This window comes from Sphingobacterium sp. InxBP1 (assembly GCF_026191775.1).
Classification (GTDB): Bacteria; Bacteroidota; Bacteroidia; order Sphingobacteriales; family Sphingobacteriaceae; genus Sphingobacterium; species Sphingobacterium thalpophilum.
This window is the reverse complement of record NZ_JAINDX010000044.1, coordinates 370,555-388,511: the sequence shown is the minus strand read 5'-3', so window position 1 is coordinate 388,511 and position 17,957 is coordinate 370,555. Positions and strand designations below refer to the sequence as shown.

Below are 17,957 nucleotides of genomic sequence, written 5' to 3'. Positions count from 1 at the left end.
TTTGTTCATAATCGACAGAATTTCGTTTCTGCTGATTGACGGAATGGTCGGGTATCGCGGTGCCCGGCCTCCGTTTTTTTAAGGGCTTCCACTTGATTCTATACGTTCTGTATGCGGGCCTGCTGATCCGGCTGCTGGCTGGCCAGCGGGAACTTAAATTGCACGCGGAGTGCTTTAAGTCCGATGAGTCCCTGTAGATCTTCTACCTCAAACTTCTCGATCTCACCTTCAAATAATCCCTTGTGCTGCAGCAGGTTGATATAACCCATATATTCCGCTTCTTCATGCAGATGAGAATAGACGATGACCAGTTTTCCCTTCTGCGTGATGCGCTCGGCCGAACCTTTTATCTTGGCTTTGTCGATACGTTTTTTCGCGATCTCATAGCGGACGTTGTAAGATCCGTCGATATCAAACTGTTTTTCATCCATTTTAAAACGGATGGAAATCGGATTGCCGAAAACAAGGATCAGGGAGGTCACCTCCAGCTGGTGCGGCAGCTCAGGCTGGAGCTTTCTGAACTGTTCTTCCATCTCACACATCACCTGCAGCTGCCACAAGCGCAGATTTTTTAGATAGTAGACATCAAAATTGCGGTCCGGAGCGATCGATGCGCCGATATACATATTGTGCTCGATGCCATCTGTTTTAAAACGCTCGTAATAATGGGGGAAATACTCCTGTGCTTCGTGCTGTTTCTCGTCAAGAATGGTCACCAGCTTTTTGTTGATCAGCGTGATCGAGTTGTCGTAGTCCTGTCTCGCTTCGTAAAAACCACCGATAGCGGCATTTATCCGGTCAAAATAGCTGTTGATCGCGTTGGTGATCAGGCTGTCTTTATTGTTCTTTCTAAAGTTTTCGAGTATGGGATGGATATCGGCATGAAAATAATCCAGCATGACCTGCTCCGTATCGGTCGACAGCGACTGCTGAAGGTTCTCCAGATGCCGTTCGAGGTCAAAGACTTTCTGTTCAAACAGGGGTAGCTTGTGGACCTGGTTGATCTGTGTAAATACTGCGATCAGATCGCTGGTCTGTTGGATCAGATCCTGCTTGATGGCCTGATTTCTGGATTCTGACGAACCCTGCACATCGATCTGCCCATACAGGGGATATACGTTCTCAAACACGATTTCCTGGAGCGTATAGTCTTTTCCAAAGGCCTTGTCGTTGAGGTAGTGGATGGCTTCCTCCTGAAACCTCCATTTGACACTGGGGTGAATCGAGGTATATTCCTTCTGTATGATCGCTTCGATCTTGTTTTCTGTTTCGAAAAATGCTTTGGACACCTTGTCCTTGATAAAAGGCAGGATAAAGTTGAGCTTATTGGCGTTCACCGAATTGAGTTCGCGCACTCTGGAAGAGGACATTTCCAGCAGGCCCAGCACCTTGTCATCCTGAACCAGGGGTACAAAGATAAAACTCTTCACATTCTGCTGCTTGAGCTTGCGGATAAAGCAGGCCTGCTTTGGATCTGCGAGGGGCATCTTATCGATATCCGGCACCACCAGCATCTCCTGTTTGGTCAGCATGTTCTCCAACGTGTCATTGCAGAGCATCTCTTCACATTCTGCAATCGTCGAATTGTACAGCAGGTGGCTGTATAGCTGTTTTTCAACGAGTCTCAGATTAAACTCTTCCCTGACTTTCTCGAAGGAGGTGAGCCCGATCCGCAGGTCGTCGATTTTGTAAATTGATCTGAATATCGCTTCAATTTCGTCCATCTGGATCGTGCTCTCTTCGCGGAGCAAATTGCTCTTGAAGGTCGATACGGCATTTTCAATCGTCGCATCGAAGAGGGTCATGATGGAAAAGCCCTTCAGGATCCAGCTCTGCTCCGGAAATTTGGACTTCCAAAGGCTGATATCCGAAAAGTTGTCGATGAGCTCAATAATGTCTTCTTCCGACAGTTCCACGGCGCGCTCGGTCGGGACGATATCCAGAAAATCGGCGTTGAACAAGACACGGTAATGATGCATGATGTTGTTCTTGTCCGGGATATCCAGAAACAGGGGCGCTTCCATCGCATCAACCTTAAATCCATAGTAATGGCTTATGATCACACAGCAGTTCAGAATGTAATAGTAGTCTGCGGAGAGATCCCTGAAACTAAACTGGTAATGATCTCCGGCATCTTCCAGAATTTTTTCCAGCCGTTCGGTATGATTGAAGGTATACAGATGAAACGGGATGGTGATGGCTTTTATCTCGTTTTTCGTCAGTGAGTGCGGAAATAAATCGGCGACCAGAACCTTAATGATGGGTTCGTAGCGGTGCAGATCTTCCGTCTTTTCGATCCCATTGATCAGCTCGGGATATTTCTTGATTTCCGCCAGCAGCGACCGCGCATAGCTGGCCTGAAAATCCACTTCGGATAGTGCTGTCTCCTCAAATGACTTCATGATCCTGTGAAAGGAAATCAGTGTCTTGAAGGGACTGGAATCGAATGAGAAGTTAAATTGCATAATGCGTGTTACTGACTAAATTAGATTGTTATTGGAAGCCGTACAAAAATAGGAATTTATTGGCTATTGAACAGCTACTTTTTAACAAATGACATTAGGTTTAATATAAGCGTCGGCCCTCACCGATATTGCAGTACACATCAACACACTTACTTATACTAAAAATATTAGTATTTTGTATTAATTTTTCTTATATTTGAACATGAACTGATTATAACCAAGTAATGGCAAAATTGATACATCGAACAGATGACTTATTGTGGAAATCTATTTTAGAACATACTTTCATACATTTCCTTCGTTTTTTCTTTGTTGGAGCTGATGAAATCTTCGATCTAACCAAACGGTTTGATTATCTCGACAAAGAGTTCGAGAGTTTATTCCCGCCCGAGCCAAATGGCAAAGGGGTCCGGTTTGTGGATAAGCTGGTGAAGGTTTATCTGAAAGACGGACGTGAAAAATTTGTACTATGCCACATCGAGGTACAGTCCCGAAAGGGGAAGGGAGATCTCGCCGAACGCATGTTCCGATATTTTTACAAAATATTTGACAAATATCAAGTCCCCATTACAGCAATTGCTATCCTGGCAGATGACAATTGCAATTATAGACCATCCCTCTATGTACAGGAATTTATGGGGACACAGATGAGCTACACTTTCAATTGTTACAAAATTCTGGATCAAGATGAATCTGAGTTGCGGGCAAATCAAAATCCTTTTGCAGTAGTAGTGCTTACTGCATTGTTGGCCATATTAAACAAGAAGCTAAGCGACGATCAATTAAAAGATATTAAACACGATCTATATAATGAAATGATAAACAGGGACATGGACAGAAAGACACGTAAAGGAATTTATGACTTCCTGATGTACTATGTGCGTTTTGAAGATCAGGTTAATTTAACTATATTTGAACAGGAACTAAAGACAAAATCTGGGAGGAACATTGTTATGGGCACCAACGAGTATTTATTGGACAAAGCAAAAAAAGAAGGTAAAATAGAGGGTAGGATTGAAGGTAAGCGTGAAGAAGCGATTGCGATTGCTTTGGAATTTAAAAAAATGGGATTGCCGTTAGAAGACATTGCTAAGGGCACAGGGCTTACTGTTGAAGAAATCGAGAAGTTGAAATAACAAAGTTTTCGTATAACATAAGAAGCGGCTGAAAGTAAAAATTCAGCCGCTTTCTATTTTTAGCCATAAATAGCCACGGCCAGATGTTTTTTTATTGACTTGTATTTAGATTTATTCAAAATAATAATATCTTTGGCCCCGTTATTATTTTGAATTTAAAACTGACACCATAACTGTCTACCAGACCTCGACAAGCAATGAAAGCTAATCCAAACAGCATCGCTAAAATAACTGCCGCTTTATTATGTTGTTCCATTTCCTTACCCGCATCAGCAGCAGGCGGGCTAGTGACCGGCAATAGACCATTTCACCTGTCTATCGACAAGGCCCAGCAAAAGGGTGTGATAACCGGTCAGGTGGTGGATGCCCAGGGCGCCCCCTTAGCCAACGTGCATGTACAGCTGCACGGAGCAAAGAGTACCAAGTCGGATAAAAATGGTTTTTTCCGGTTATCGGATATCAATTATGGGAAATACCGCCTTACGTTGAGCTCAGTGGGCTTCGCAAATGTCTCGCTCGATCTTGAACTGCTGGAGGAACAGCACCTGCTCGAGACCATTACACTGACAGCTGCCGAGCATAGTCTGGATGAGGTTGTGGTCACGGCAAGCAGACTGGCAGAACATATCGACGAGGTGCCATCGTCCATTACCTATATTGGCGGTAAGACGCTGGATCAGCAGCGGCAGATCAATGATAACCTGCCATCGATCTTGATGCAGAAAGTGCCGAGTATATCGCCCAGTGAGGAAAGCCAGAATAACTTTATCGCCAAAATCCGGGGACGCAACTTTCTGGTATTGATCGATGGGATCCCGCAGTCCACGCCACTGCGCAATGGTGGCCGTGACCTAAGGACGATAGACGCCAGTGCCATAGACCACATCGAGGTGATCAATGGTGCCACGGCAATGTATGGCAACGGGGCAGCGGGCGGTGTGATCAACTATATTACCAAAAAACCGCAAAAAGGGAAGAAACTAAGCTCATCCACTTACCTCAACAATTCGTTGAGCCTTGTCAAACCGGACGAAACCTATGGCTATAATATCGCTCAGCTCTTCTCGGGTGAAGTCAATAAATGGGACTACGTCGTGCAGGGCAAAATCGGCCGCTCTGGCGTAGTGCGGAGTGCCGATGCAGCGGTAGTCAGCCCGTTTTACGGGCTCGGTGAAACAAAGTCCTACAATGCCCTGGCTAAAATAGGCTATCAGATTGCTCCCGATCATCGTGTCGAGTTTATGGGCAACTATTATCGTAGCCTGCAGGACAGCAAATATGTGGGTACCACCGGTAAATTTGGTGAATCGCCGGCCATTGGCATTCCTTCAGATACTGTTATCAACGGCGGAACGCCGTACAACAAAGCACTTCACCTCAAGTATGACGGCCAATATGGCAAGACCGCCGCAAACCTGAGCCTGTACTACGAGGATATGAATACGGTCTTCGAAACGTATAACCAGAATTATTCGGACCATAAAGGTGCACGGCTCAATTTCAATACGCCTTTTCAACTGAGCGGCTCCTCCACACTGTCGCTGATTTATGGGGTAGACCTGCTGAAGGATCATACCGTGCAGAAGACACTGAAAGACGAACTGGTCACGCCGGATATGAATATGAATAATCTGGCCCTCTACCTGCAGGGTAAGTTGAATCTGGCTGCCGACTGGATTCTGAAAGGTGGGGTCCGCTACGAGAATATCCGCTTTAAAGTCGGTGATCTGACCAAAAACGGAAAGCTGACGCCGGGGGAGAAAAATAACTCAGACGCTTTTGTATTCAACCTGGCGACACGGTACAACAAATACAGCTACGCCCAGCCTTTTGCCTCCTTCTCACAGGGCTATTCTATAGGCGACGTCGGCCTGATCCTGCGCAATGGGGTTCCGCTGAGCCAGCTCGACCCCAAGCCGGTCGTGGTCAACAACTTCGAACTGGGCCTCAATGGTAAACTGTCCATATGGGACTATCAGCTGACCGGTTATTACAGTACGTCCAAGAAAGGGACGACTTTTGCCGAAACTTCCAAGCCCGGCGTCTACGAACTGAGCCAGGTGCCTCAGCGTATCTACGGTCTGGAGTTTGTCGGAAATGTAAGACCCCTGCAATGGCTGTCCCTCGGCACTGTACTGGGCTATATGGATGGCCGCCAGGACCTGAAAAATGAGGGTTCCTACAAAGATAAACTGGACAACTCGATCATTTCACCGTTCAAAATCAATCTGAACGTGGATGTCAAACTCACCGACCAATGGAATATATATTTACAGTACCTGCATCTCGGCGGAAGGGATGTGTTTCCTGTGGAGGCTTACAACTATGGAAAGTACCCGATATCAGGGTACAATCTGGTGGATTTTCAGACACGGTACAGGTATCAGAAATTCACGTTCTCCTTTTCGGTCAACAACCTGTTCAACGCCGATTATTACCCTGTGCATGCCGAAGTACGTGGCGCTACCAACGAAGGCCGCTATTACATCAAGGGTACGGGCACCATGGCAAACCTGGGGATACAGTTTGATCTCTAAGCTTCCCTAACATCTAAGTTTTCCCAACGGATGAAATACTGAAAGCTGCCCCGCACCCTGGATGTTGGGGCAGCTTTTCTTTTATAGCCTCCACATGGGGCTACGGAACGGGGCTACCGGCAACGTTTGCGTAAATAAGTTTAGCAGTTTGCATTTTAAATTTCTAATTTCAGTTTATGCAAGCGGTTGCATCCAACCGCAAAGGGAAAACAATTTTTAAACTTTATAAACCTTATGATACCAAAGATTGAATGGGAAAGTAGTATCCTAAAAACTGCTGCTCTGAGTGTCATGTTTGTATTGTCCGCTCCTTATGTGAGGGCGCAGGAACAAAATGTAAACGGTACAGTAAAAGACGCCCAGGGAAAGCCTGTGTCGGGAGCGACGATCCGCGCTGTCGGTAACAGCAGCTTATCAACATCTTCCGATGCCAATGGAAATTTTTCGATTAAAATACCCGCCACGGTCACACAGTTGTCCATCACTTATCTGGGGGCTGACGCCCAGCAGGTGACCATCGTACCGGGCAAGCCTCTTTCGGTCGTCCTGCAGTCAAACGACGCAACGCTGGATGAGGTGGTCGTCGTTGGCTATGGTACGGTCAAAAAACGTGACCTGACAGGTTCGGTGGTTTCTGTCAAAGGGGATGAGATTGCCAAGGTGCCTTCGGCCAATATGCTGGAGTCGGTGCAGGGCAAGGTGTCGGGTATGGATGTGACGCGCAGCAGTGGATCTGCATCCTCGGGTGTCAATATCACCATCCGCGGCAACCGGTCCATCACGGCACAAAATGGTCCGCTATACATTGTTGACGGAATCCAGTACAGCAATATCCAGGATATCAACCCCAATGATGTCGAATCGATGGAAGTACTCAAAGACGCTTCTTCTACGGCGATCTACGGCTCCCGAGGAGCCAATGGGGTCATTATCATCACCACCAAAAAGGGAAAAACCGGTGCTGCACAGATTGCGTTCAATGCCTACGCCGGTGTGTCTAAAGTGGCCCGCTACCCAGAGGTCATGAACCTCGACCAATGGGTGAAACTTCGACGCGAGGCTTATCGTACCACGGGTAAATGGAACGACGTATCTAACGATGCGGCTATTTTCAATACTGCCGAGCTCGAGGCTATCAAAAACAACGAGTACACCAACTATTTTGATCACTTGGTCAAAGAGGGCTTCCAACAGAATTATCAGGTCGGCATCAACGCGGGGACGGAAAAAACAAAGGTCTACTTCTCCGGAGATTTCCTGAATGAACGGGGGATCTTCGAACAGGATAAATCCAACCGTTTTGGGGGCCGGCTCAACATAGACCAGGAACTGGGCACGTACTTCAGGGCTGGAATGCAGTCGCAGGTGACGCACTACAAAATTCAGGCGGCACGCGACCCGCTCAATCAGGCCAATAAGATCAGCCCCCTCGGCAAAATCTACAACGACGACGGCAGCCTGATCCTCTATCCGCTCAACGGATCGGCTATCAATCCGCTGGCTGACCTCGAACCTAACGCCTATGATGCGCAGAATCTTGTGACCCGCACCTTGATCAATGGCTATCTCGAATTGAAACCATGGAAAGGATTTTCGGGCAAGTCGACCATCGGGGTGACCCTCAATAATAACCGCGAGGGGACCTTTGCGGGGATGTATACCATCGACCGCAACGGATCGGCATCGAAAGCCACCTATAGTACAGAGAATAGCCATCTGATCAACTGGGAAAATGTATTGTCCTATCAGAACTCCTTTGGTGACCACAACCTGAACATTACGGCTGTCAACAGTATCCTGTGGAATCGCTCGGACCGTATCGACGCTTCGGGTGAGGGCCTGCTCCTCGATAGACAGCTTTTCTATGCTCTGGGCAATGCCTCCAAAAATCTGGCGACGACGACGGCATACAGCATGAACAATCTGCTCTCGTTTGCCGGCCGTGTCAACTACAGCTACAAAGGTAGGTACCTGCTGACAGCCACCGGCCGTTCTGATGGTTCGTCCATATTGGCAAAGGGCAGCCAATGGGCATTCTTTCCCTCCATTGCTGCAGGTTGGCGCATTGTCGATGAGTCGTTTATGAAAAACCAGAGCGTATTTAGCGAACTCAAGGCCAGACTGAGCTGGGGTCGGGCAGGCAACTACGCGGTGTCGCCGTACTCAACACAGAACAACCTCAGCCGTGTGGCTTTTGCCTACGATGATGCTTCGGCAACGGGCTATACTTTTTCACCACAGATCGGCAACACCAACCTGGGCTGGGAGATCACAGCGACGACCAATGCGGGACTCGACTTTGGGATACTTAATGGACGCGTTACAGGTACCCTGGATTACTATGACTCCAGAACATCGAAATTGCTGCTCGAGCGGGGCTTGCCGCCTTCGACAGGCGTAAGCAATGTGATCCAGAACATTGGAAAAACCCGGAATCGCGGTTTCGAAATAACCGTAAACGCGGATGTACTGAAAGACAGCAACTTGAAGTGGAATACCTCAATCTCCTATACACGTAATAAAGAGGAGATTGTCGAGCTGGTTACCAGTTCGGATGACATCGGAAACGGCTGGTTTATCGGTTATCCCACGGTGGTATTCTACGATTACGACAAACTGGGTATCTGGCAGCTGGGTCAGGAGGAGGAAGCTGCCAAGTTCAACCAGAAACCCGGTGATATACGCGTGCGCGATGTCAACGGGGACGGGAAAATCGATGCCACAAATGACCGCGTGATCATCGGTACTCCACGGCCAAAATGGTTCGGTTCATGGGACAACACTTTTAGCTATAAAGGATTTGACCTCAACGTATTGCTTTTTGTCCGCTGGGGACAGACCATACAGCCCAACTTCCTACGCCGCTACGATCCGCAGGGCCTGGGTCAGAGTGCGGCCATCATAGACTACTGGACGCCGGAGAATCCAACCAACGCCTATCCGCGGCCCAACTCTGGGCTCTCACTGGCGAGCACGCTGTACTCCAGCTCGCTGGGTTATGTGGACGGGTCTTACCTGCGCATCCGGAATATATCACTGGGCTACAATTTTCCGCAGTCGGTACTGAAGGATGGCTTTATCAAAAAATTAAGGGTATATGGTACGGCCAGGAACCCATTTACCTGGACCAAATCGGACCTGCTCAATTCGTATGATCCGGAAAGGGGTGGATCGGAAAACTTCCCGATGACCAAATTATTTGTTTTCGGTGTGAATGTTGGATTTTAATTGCTACAAAAAATGAAAAGAACTATCAAAAATATTGTCATGGCTTCAGTGGTGGCGCTGGCATCATCAGGCTGTTCAAAGATTCTGGACGAATACAACCCAAGCGGCCTGACCGCCGAAACGGTCTTCACCACGCCCGAGGGCTTCGAGACCCTGGTCAATGCGGCGTATTCGTATCAGCGCTGGTGGTATGGTAAGGAGGAGGGCTACAGCATGTCCGAAATGGGAACCGATCTTTGGATGAGCGGTGCCGGCGATACCTTTCCTGATCTGATGAAATATATCAACCTTCAAGGCAACAATGGCGCAATAGCAACAGAATGGAAGGCTTTGTACTCCGCCATAAATGTCTGCAACGCAGGTATCGGCCGTATAGACGCTGCTGGTCTAACGCCGGACACCAAGGCTATCCGGCTGGCCGAACTACGTTTCCTGCGTGCTTTTTACTATTGGCATATCCTGCAGACCTGGGGCGGCGTGCACCTGACCACCACCGAAACCGCAGGCATCATCACGACGGCTAATAAAACGGCGCCCGAAGAGTTTTATGCCCTGATCGAATCGGACCTGCTCGCAGCGATCAAGGATCTACCGAATACAAGCAAAGATTATGGCCGCGTGACCAATCCCGCTGCCCGCGCTTTTTTGTCGCGCGTATACCTGTCGGAAGGGAAATATAAAGAGGCCAACGACTATGCATTGTCGGTCATCAAAGGCAACTACGGTTTTGAACTGCTCAAAAACTATGCGGATCTCTGGAATATGGCCAATCTGAAAAATAAAGAAGTGGTCTACACCGTCAATTATTCGACCAATCTGGCGCTCAATGATATCAGTGACAAAATACTCAACCCGCTGGGGCACAACCGCGGCAGCAACAACGGCCACCTGTTATTTTTAATGAAGTATGATACAGAAACAGGTATGCAACGTGACCTGGCCAACGGCCGCCCGTTCAACCGCTATATGCCGACCCGTTTTCTGCTGGATCTGTACCCCGAAGGCGACAGCCGCTATGCGGCATCTTTTAAGGAGGTGTTTTATGCGAATAACCCGACGGCAACAGTTAAACTGGGGGATACCGCAGTGTATGCCACCCGCCGTGCGATTAGCAATACGGGCAAGCCGTATAAGATCTACGACAGAAACTACATATATGCGAGTGACGGTAAAGTCAATGATCAGCTGCGCTACCCGACTTTAAGCAAGTTTCTGGATCCTACACGGCCCTCGTCCAACGAGGCCCAGAGTGCGCGGGACGTCTTCGTGATCCGTTTTGCCGAGCTCTATTTAAATGCTGCGGAGGCACAGCTGCGGCTGGGCAATCTTGACTCGGCGGCACATTGGGTCAATATCATCCGCGCGCGTGCCGCGCAGCCCGGTTCGGAGGAAAAAATGAAAGTGAGCGCCAGTCAGATGACTCTTGATTTCATTCTCGACGAAAGAGCCCGGGAGTTTGCCGGCGAGCAGATCCGCTGGTTTGACCTCAAACGTACGGGAAAACTGGTCGAAAGGGTAAGGGCTCATAATCCGGATATCGCCAAAAATATTCAGGATTTCCATAAGGTGAGACCTATTCCGCAGGACCAGCTGGATGCCATCACCAACAAGGACGAATTTACGCAAAACCAAGGTTATCAATAAACCAATGAAAGCGCCCTAGGCCGGGGCGCTTTTTTAGCGCCTTAAATCCCAACGCCGGAAAAAGTCCTTCTTAAACACAGGTCCGATGGGAAAGAAGTCATCCCTGATCCGAACTGAATTTTTTTCCACATACGCAATATGTTCCAAAGACACAATGTACGATTTATGGATCCTGCAAAATCTATGTGCCGGCAAAAGGGCCGTCAGATCCTTCAGGTTCATGTACGTGACGATTACCCCCGTCGTTGTACTGATACTGATGTAGTTATCCAGTCCTTTCACATAAAGAATATCCACCAGCTGAACTTTATGATATTTTTGTTTGGCGTCTCCCTTGATCAGTACATGGTCTTTTGAAGCGGCTGTATTTTGCTGCAACTCCACCTGTACCTGCTGCTTAAATTTATCGATCGCTTTCTGGAAACGGGCAAAGGTGATGGGTTTTAACAAGAAATCAGTGATATCATTTTCGTAACCCTCAAAGGCATACTTCGGGTAGGCCGTGGTAAAGATAAACCGGGCTCTGCTTCGGCTCAGTTTCAGGAGCTGAAGCCCGCTCATATCGGGCATCTGTATATCGAGAAAAACCAGATCAATGTTGCATTCAGTCAATAAACGAAGCGCTTCAAACACATCTGATCCTGCATAGACCAACTTAAACTCCGGAAAATGCGCAAGGTGGTTTTCCAGTATCCGGATAGCAAAAGCCTGGTCATCGACGATCAGGCAGTTGAGACGCTGTGGCTGTTCCATTCTATAAAGACAATTGAAGGTAAACTGAAAAACGCTCGTCCGTACGGACCGTCCGCAGCACATGTTTGTCGGGATAGAGAATTTCGAGCCGGCGCTTTACATTGACCAGGCCGATTCCATTGCCCGGATCTTTCCGCTTTGGCTGGATATGGTTTTCCACCTCCAGGGTTAGGTCCTTGTCGGTCGATCTGACCGCTATTATTAATGGCAGTGCGGGGTCGTCGACCACACCATGCTTAAATGCATTTTCAATAAAGGCAATGAGGATCAAAGTGGGTAGCATCACGCTGTCATCCTCGAGTTCTTTGTGCAGGCAGTAGTGCAGGCCTTTGTCAAACTGCGTGGATTGCAGATCAATATAGTCCTGTATAAATTCGATCTCTTCCCGCAGCGGGACCATCTGGACGTCCGACTTGGTCAGGGTATACCTCATGGTCCCTGCCAATTTTGCAACCGTACCCGAAAGCCGTTCGGAAAGGGGCAGAGAAACAGCATACATATAGTTGAGCACGTTGTACAGAAAATGCGGATTGATCTGCGATTTTAACAGGTTTAATTCGGCCTCCTGTACGGCCTGCCGAAGCTCGCTGTTGCGCTTTTCCACCGCAATGGTTTTAAAAACCAAGAAGGTAATAAAACCGATGAAGAAGCCGGGAAGTGAATAGTAAAAGTTATCATAGACAAAAAACAGGGCATTGAAAGGTTCGCTCTTTGGAAAGCCCAGACGGACAAAGATAATCTCCTCGACAATGTAGCGGATCAGCACACAGATCAGGTTAAGGCCGATGATCTGAAAAGAGATCAATCCCCATCGCTTTGCTTCCCAGTTTTTTGGAAAGATGGAGGTGGCCGTCAACAAAATGATGATCAGCAGAATGATCTGGGACTGGATGATCAGCGCGACACCAAAGGAAGAGGCTTTATTGAATATTATGGCGCCGAATAACAGATAAATGGACGATAAAAACCAGATCAATAGGATCACCTCATAGATTTTTCGATTCATATGAATGTATATACTTTAACGGCCATTTTTATACCGTTAGCCTGCTGAATTAATTTTCCCGTAATGTTAAACATATTTTCTCGGGTATACTATGCGCTTGGCGTAAAATATCAGACGGTTGACGGAAAGAATGTAGAATTAAGATCCCGTTGTATCTAGTTTTAAAAGAAAAAATGACCAAAAAAATCATTCCCTTGACCTTACTGTTTCTTTTGTTCGGACTTACCGCATGTACCACTTACTCATATGCGCAGAACGCTGATTCCGCCCGTCGTGCGGAAATGGATAGCAAAGTTCCAAAATCTGCACATACACCCGACACTGGTCTGACTGATCTTGCCGGCCGGCATAGGCTGGAGGCCGTCGAGATCCGGAGAAGATTGCCGGTAATTGAAAATAAGGAGGACAAGATCATCTATCATGTGGCCAAGGATGCCAGTCTCAGGGGTACCACAGCGGAGGAAGTGTTCCGGAAGCTGCCTATGGTATCGCTGTCTTACGATGGAAAGGCAGCACTCCGTGGCAACCAGAACGTCAGGATTTTTATCAACGGCAAACCGTCAAGCATCACCCGGGGCAATCTCGCGGAGGCCCTGCGGATGTTGCCTTCGGAACAGATTAAATCCGTGGAAATCATAACAAATCCCCCGTCAAAATATGATGCTGAAGGTGCTGCTGGAATCATCAACATCCTGACCGGCAGACCAACAGTCTCAGGCGTCAACGGCAGCATCGGCACGACCATAGGTACACGGCAGAGTAACCAAAACAGCAGCATAGCTGGCCGGATCGGCCGTTTTGGCATCACCGGCAGTGTGGGCAATACCTGGAGTTATCCGATTGCAAGCCGCATCACCTCAGCAAATTCGACACTCTCCGGAAAGACAATATTTTCACAGACCAACGACAGCAGAAACCGCCGTAACGGAACGCAGATCTCAGTAGCCATGGATTATGAGCTGGACACAAACACTATGCTGGTATCCAATCTTAATTTCAACCAGTTGCTGCTCGTCACCAGCAATAAAATGCAGACTGTCTACAGGGAGGAGGGTACTGCAATTGGAGCCAGTGTGGACAACCGGCAACCGGCCGGCAATTTCGATTTCAGTACGGATTATATTCGTAAATTCAGCAAAAAGGCCGGGGAGATCTCACTGTCGTTTCAATACCTGAATGGTAAAAATAATACCACATACAAGGGCATCTACGGATTGCTGTCCGAGCGAGGGCAAAACTTGGGTAACAGTGACGAGTATACAACGCAAGTGGATTTTAAACGTTCGATCCAGAAAATAGCGCTGGATTTTGGTGTTAAGCTCGTGGACCGGAATATCAGCTCGACAGTTGCCATCGATTCGTCAACACAGATAGGAGAAACTGTGCGGGATATGCAGCGCAGCTATTCCTTCGGATATACACAGAAGGTGTGGGCAGGATATGCTGCCGTAGGCTTTCCCATCGGAAAATCTGTCAACGTAAAGGCAGGACTGCGCTGGGAAAAAACCATACTGAAAGCCGAAGAGTCAGCGCATATAGCGCAGTTTATGAACCATACAAACGATCTGTTTCCTAACTTAAGTGTTTCGTATAATTACAGTGAAAACTCCACGCTTAAAATGTCGTATGCCAAACGGATCCAGAGGCCAAGCTTATATTACTTAAATCCCTTCCGAAATGAAGCAGACAGGAGCAATCAGATGCAGGGCAACCCCAATCTCCGGTCAGAGATCATTCAGCACGTTGAGCTCGGCGGCGACTTTGCATTGCTGCGCAACAGGGGACAGCTCTATGCCGCTGTCTATTATAGGAGCACGGATCATAGCATAGAGCCTATACTGGAGACAACCACCGCCGGCGGGCGTACGGTCCTCCTGCAGACTTTTCAGAATATCGGAACCAACAAAAACATCGGAGCCAGCGTGTATACTTCGATAACGCTGTTCAAAGGCGTGAATATTAAAGCAAATATGGACGTATACACATATGCAAACGATCCGGCAGAAAAGTTTCTGTACAGTTCGCGCATGGCGAACAAAACCACTGTGATCTATAAAACCTTTGCCGGACTGGACCTGAATCTCGGTAAAGGCTATATGCTGGATTCTTATTTATTCCATGATTCGCCCCAAAGAACTTTCCAGGGGGAATTCGCTGCATTCAACCTATGGAACATATCGTTCAAGAAGAAAGTATTGAACGAAGCAGCCATACTGGGACTCGCCATCGTCGACCCTTTTAGCAATAGTAAAAACCTCGGCAGCTATTCTGAAACGCCGTTGTTTATTCAAAAAGGAAACTTTGCATTGCCTTTCAGGTCCTTTGGTCTGTCCTTTTCATGGCAGTTTGGCAAAAACAGACCGAATGCTTACCGCTCAAAGGAAAAGCAGATCAGAAATGACGACCAAAAAAAAGCCGGTCAATAGCGGTGTGCCGTGGGCGCATGGTCGCCGAAGTATCTATCTGTTGTAATAAGAAGCCTCATGAACCAAAATGGCATGAGGCTAATACGTAAAAAGAGAGAGATTGAGATTACTTATTTTCTTACATGGCAACCTTGCCGCCGGTTACGGCAATAGTCGCTCCGGCAATGTAGCTGCTATCCTCGCAGGCCAGAAATACATAGGCCGGTGCGATCTCTGCAGGCTGTGCCGGCCTTTTGATCGGGCTGTCCTTACCGAAGTTTTCGGGCTCTGGCATAGTCGACGGAATCAGCGGTGTCCACACCGGACCGGGAGCAACAGCGTTGACACGGATTCCTTTGTCTTGTTCGAGCAGCATCTGCGCCAGATTGGCGGTAAAGTTCTGGATCGCCCCTTTGGTGGCTGCATAGTCGAGCAGCACCGCATTGGGATGATAGGAATTGACCGATGCAGTATTGATGATGGAACTGCCCGGCTGCATATGTGGTACGGCAGCCTTGCACAGATAGAACATACTCCGTATGTTGGTTTCAAACGTACGGTCCCATTCCTCGGCGGTCAATTCTTCGAGCGTTTTATGTGCCATTTGATAGGCGGCGTTATTGACCAGGATATCGATGCCGCCCAGTTCGCGGACACCGAGTTCAATCAGCTGGTTTGCATAGCTTTCCTCACGAAGGTCGCCTTTGGAAAGTATGGCTTTACGGCCTTCCTTCTCCACTAGCCGTGCAGTTTCGGCAGCGTCCTCATCCTCCACATCGTAACCATAACTGATGACCACATCTGCACCTTCGCGCGCATAGGCTATGGCCACTGCGCGGCCTATACCAGAATCACCGCCGGTGATAATCGCTTTTGCACCAGTCAGCTTGCCACTGCCGACATAACTTTCTTCGCCGTGGTCGGCCTGTGGTTGCATCGCTGCTTCTGTACCGGGAACTTCCTGTTCCTGCTTGGGAAATGGCGGTACAGGATATTTTGTGTGTGGATTTTTAAATTGTGTCATAGTGTTGATTTTATTGTTAACATCCATAGTCTCCTAGGTGAACCTCCTCCGTTAAAAAATCGTTTAGAAAAAATCAAAAAGACGATAAGCGATGCCCCTGTCACAGTTTGGTGCCTTCTGTCCGCTAACTATAAACTTTATTGAATATATTTGTGTATTCACGCTGTACATAACATCCTTTCGAAAATGGAAATACAAATCAGGCCGGCGCAGGCACATGAAATCGATCGATTACTCGAATTTGAACAAGGTATTGTCGAAGCTGAGCGTCCATATGACGGCACATTAAAGGAAGGGGAGATTCATTATTACGATCTCCTGGAACTGGTTCGTTCTCCGGATGCCGAGGTGCTGGTGGCGGCGGCAGGGGAAGAGCTCGTTGGATCAGGATACGCTAAAATCTTGCCGGCCAGACCTTATCTGAAGCACGGGCAGTTTGCCCATCTGGGATTTATGTATGTCAGACCGGACTACCGTGGCCGTGGGATCAATGGGATGATCCTTGAAGGCCTGACTGCCTGGGCGCGGGCAAGGGGCATCTCCGAAATAAGACTTCAGGTCTACGATGCCAATGAAAGCGCAAAAAAAGCGTATACCAAAGCAGGTTTCAAGCCCAACCTGCTCGAAATGCGAATGGAGATCTAACCCGCACGGCTCATCCTGGCCATGCATTTTAGCTGAACTCCTCTTGATCAGCGGTATAGTAGGTGATACGGCCCCCGACTTTGGTCTGTTTTATGGTCTGCCCGGAGGCATCGTGTTTTGCCTGCTTGCGGTGCACTTTCAGAAAGTCCCTGACCTCGCCGCTGATGATATCCGGATGCGTCTTCTGGATCTGCCGTTCGGCATCTTCCAGCACGTCCTTGATGGCCTTAGCCAATTGCTGCACCTTCTTTTTGGGGATCTTGCCGGCAATGGAGAGCGGTGAGAGCTGCGCCGCATGGAGGATTTCGTCAGCATACGCATTGCCGATGCCACCGATGAGTTTTTGATCCATCAGAACGGTCTTGATCTTGGCCCTGCTGGCCTTCAAAAGCTGCTCAAGCTTGTCCGCCGTCAACTGGGGAGACAGCGCGTCGATGGCTTCCGCAGAGGGCGGATTCAGCTCTATATTGGCCATCTGCTGAAAGTCGGTGACAGAAAGTATTTTACCTCCCTTAAAAGTCAGGGACACAAGGGCATACTTTGGATCGGGCGTATCGCTGTATTCCAGCTTGCCGTGTAGCATCAGGTGAATGGCAAGGATGGCATCTTTACCAAAATCAAGGAAGAGCCTTTTGCCCCGGCGGAAGACCCTGTTCAGTGTTTTTCCTTCCAGGGCTTGCAATTCCGCTTCTTTGACCTTGATCTTCTGCTTGTTGTGAATGATCGCTTTTTCAAGCGTTTTACCTTTGATCATACGGTTGAGGTTCTTGCTGAAAACCTGTAAGTCGGGTAGTTCTGGCATAGTTTTTCAATTTAACGTCAACAATTCAAGCACTCCCGGGTGCTCACTTTCTTATTTGGATTCTTGATTTTGCTCATCCTGCGTATCTTCACCATAAAATTCGCGCGCTTTTTTGAGTCCGGTGGCGATTGCAATGCCTTCTTCGACGCCCTCTTCCAGCATGGCGTTGGCGATTTCGGTCGCCTTATCACGGATCCTAGCAGGCTGATTCTTATAGGACGGTGGGTAGTTTCCATTATACCAGGGCATAGTTCCTCCTTTTAGACAGGAACAAAAACGGTCCCACGATAGTTTTACCCATTGGAAATACAG

Annotated in this window: 12 protein-coding genes; 6 read left to right on the top strand and 6 right to left on the bottom strand. The window is 48.1% G+C overall.

All coding sequences use genetic code 11. The annotated features are described in order from the left end of the window. Positions 1-98: 98 nt before the first annotated feature. Complete coding sequence (locus tag K7A41_RS12390; protein ID WP_265713921.1) at positions 99-2,465, bottom strand: GAF domain-containing protein; 2,367 nt, start codon at positions 2,463-2,465, stop codon at positions 99-101. A gap of 224 nt (positions 2,466-2,689) precedes the next feature. On the opposite strand from K7A41_RS12390, the gene K7A41_RS12385 reads away from it, so the two are divergent. From K7A41_RS12385 to K7A41_RS12370, 4 genes are all read left to right on the top strand, one after another. After that, positions 2,690-3,601: an Rpn family recombination-promoting nuclease/putative transposase gene (locus tag K7A41_RS12385; protein WP_265713920.1), complete on the top strand. Its 912-nt coding sequence runs from the start codon at positions 2,690-2,692 to the stop codon at positions 3,599-3,601. A gap of 197 nt (positions 3,602-3,798) precedes the next feature. Continuing rightward, positions 3,799-6,138 (top strand): TonB-dependent receptor, encoded by a 2,340-nt coding sequence (locus K7A41_RS12380; RefSeq protein WP_265713919.1) that lies wholly within the window; start codon positions 3,799-3,801, stop codon positions 6,136-6,138. A gap of 234 nt (positions 6,139-6,372) precedes the next feature. After that, positions 6,373-9,366, top strand: a complete 2,994-nt coding sequence (locus K7A41_RS12375) for a SusC/RagA family TonB-linked outer membrane protein (RefSeq protein ID WP_265713918.1) — start codon at positions 6,373-6,375, stop codon at positions 9,364-9,366. A gap of 12 nt (positions 9,367-9,378) precedes the next feature. Further along, a complete protein-coding gene (locus K7A41_RS12370; RefSeq protein ID WP_265713917.1) occupies positions 9,379-11,010 on the top strand; it encodes a RagB/SusD family nutrient uptake outer membrane protein in 1,632 nt (543 codons plus the stop codon). A gap of 33 nt (positions 11,011-11,043) precedes the next feature. Here the strand turns inward: K7A41_RS12370 and K7A41_RS12365 are convergent, their stop codons facing one another. Continuing rightward, complete coding sequence (locus K7A41_RS12365) at positions 11,044-11,763, bottom strand: LytR/AlgR family response regulator transcription factor (RefSeq protein WP_265713915.1); 720 nt, start codon at positions 11,761-11,763, stop codon at positions 11,044-11,046. Between the two features lies 1 nt (position 11,764). Next, a complete protein-coding gene (locus K7A41_RS12360; RefSeq protein ID WP_265713914.1) occupies positions 11,765-12,769 on the bottom strand; it encodes a sensor histidine kinase in 1,005 nt (334 codons plus the stop codon). 173 nt (positions 12,770-12,942) lie between these two features. Between K7A41_RS12360 and K7A41_RS12355 the strand changes: the two genes are divergently transcribed. Next, entirely contained in the window at positions 12,943-15,195 is a 2,253-nt protein-coding gene (locus K7A41_RS12355) for a TonB-dependent receptor domain-containing protein (RefSeq protein WP_265713913.1), read from the top strand. Positions 15,196-15,313: 118 nt separating this feature from the next. Here K7A41_RS12355 and K7A41_RS12350 read toward each other — a convergent pair whose 3' ends face one another. Beyond that, complete coding sequence (locus K7A41_RS12350) at positions 15,314-16,198, bottom strand: SDR family oxidoreductase (RefSeq protein ID WP_037533617.1); 885 nt, start codon at positions 16,196-16,198, stop codon at positions 15,314-15,316. A gap of 186 nt (positions 16,199-16,384) precedes the next feature. On the opposite strand from K7A41_RS12350, the gene K7A41_RS12345 reads away from it, so the two are divergent. Continuing rightward, positions 16,385-16,843, top strand: a complete 459-nt coding sequence (locus K7A41_RS12345) for a GNAT family N-acetyltransferase (protein WP_028070396.1) — start codon at positions 16,385-16,387, stop codon at positions 16,841-16,843. A gap of 28 nt (positions 16,844-16,871) precedes the next feature. On the opposite strand, the gene K7A41_RS12340 is transcribed toward K7A41_RS12345, so the two are convergent. Together K7A41_RS12340 and K7A41_RS12335 are read right to left on the bottom strand one after the other, a co-directional pair. Then, positions 16,872-17,645 (bottom strand): Fpg/Nei family DNA glycosylase, encoded by a 774-nt coding sequence (locus K7A41_RS12340; protein ID WP_265713912.1) that lies wholly within the window; start codon positions 17,643-17,645, stop codon positions 16,872-16,874. Between the two features lie 51 nt (positions 17,646-17,696). Continuing rightward, complete coding sequence (locus tag K7A41_RS12335) at positions 17,697-17,894, bottom strand: hypothetical protein (RefSeq protein WP_037533554.1); 198 nt, start codon at positions 17,892-17,894, stop codon at positions 17,697-17,699. Positions 17,895-17,957 lie beyond the last annotated feature (63 nt).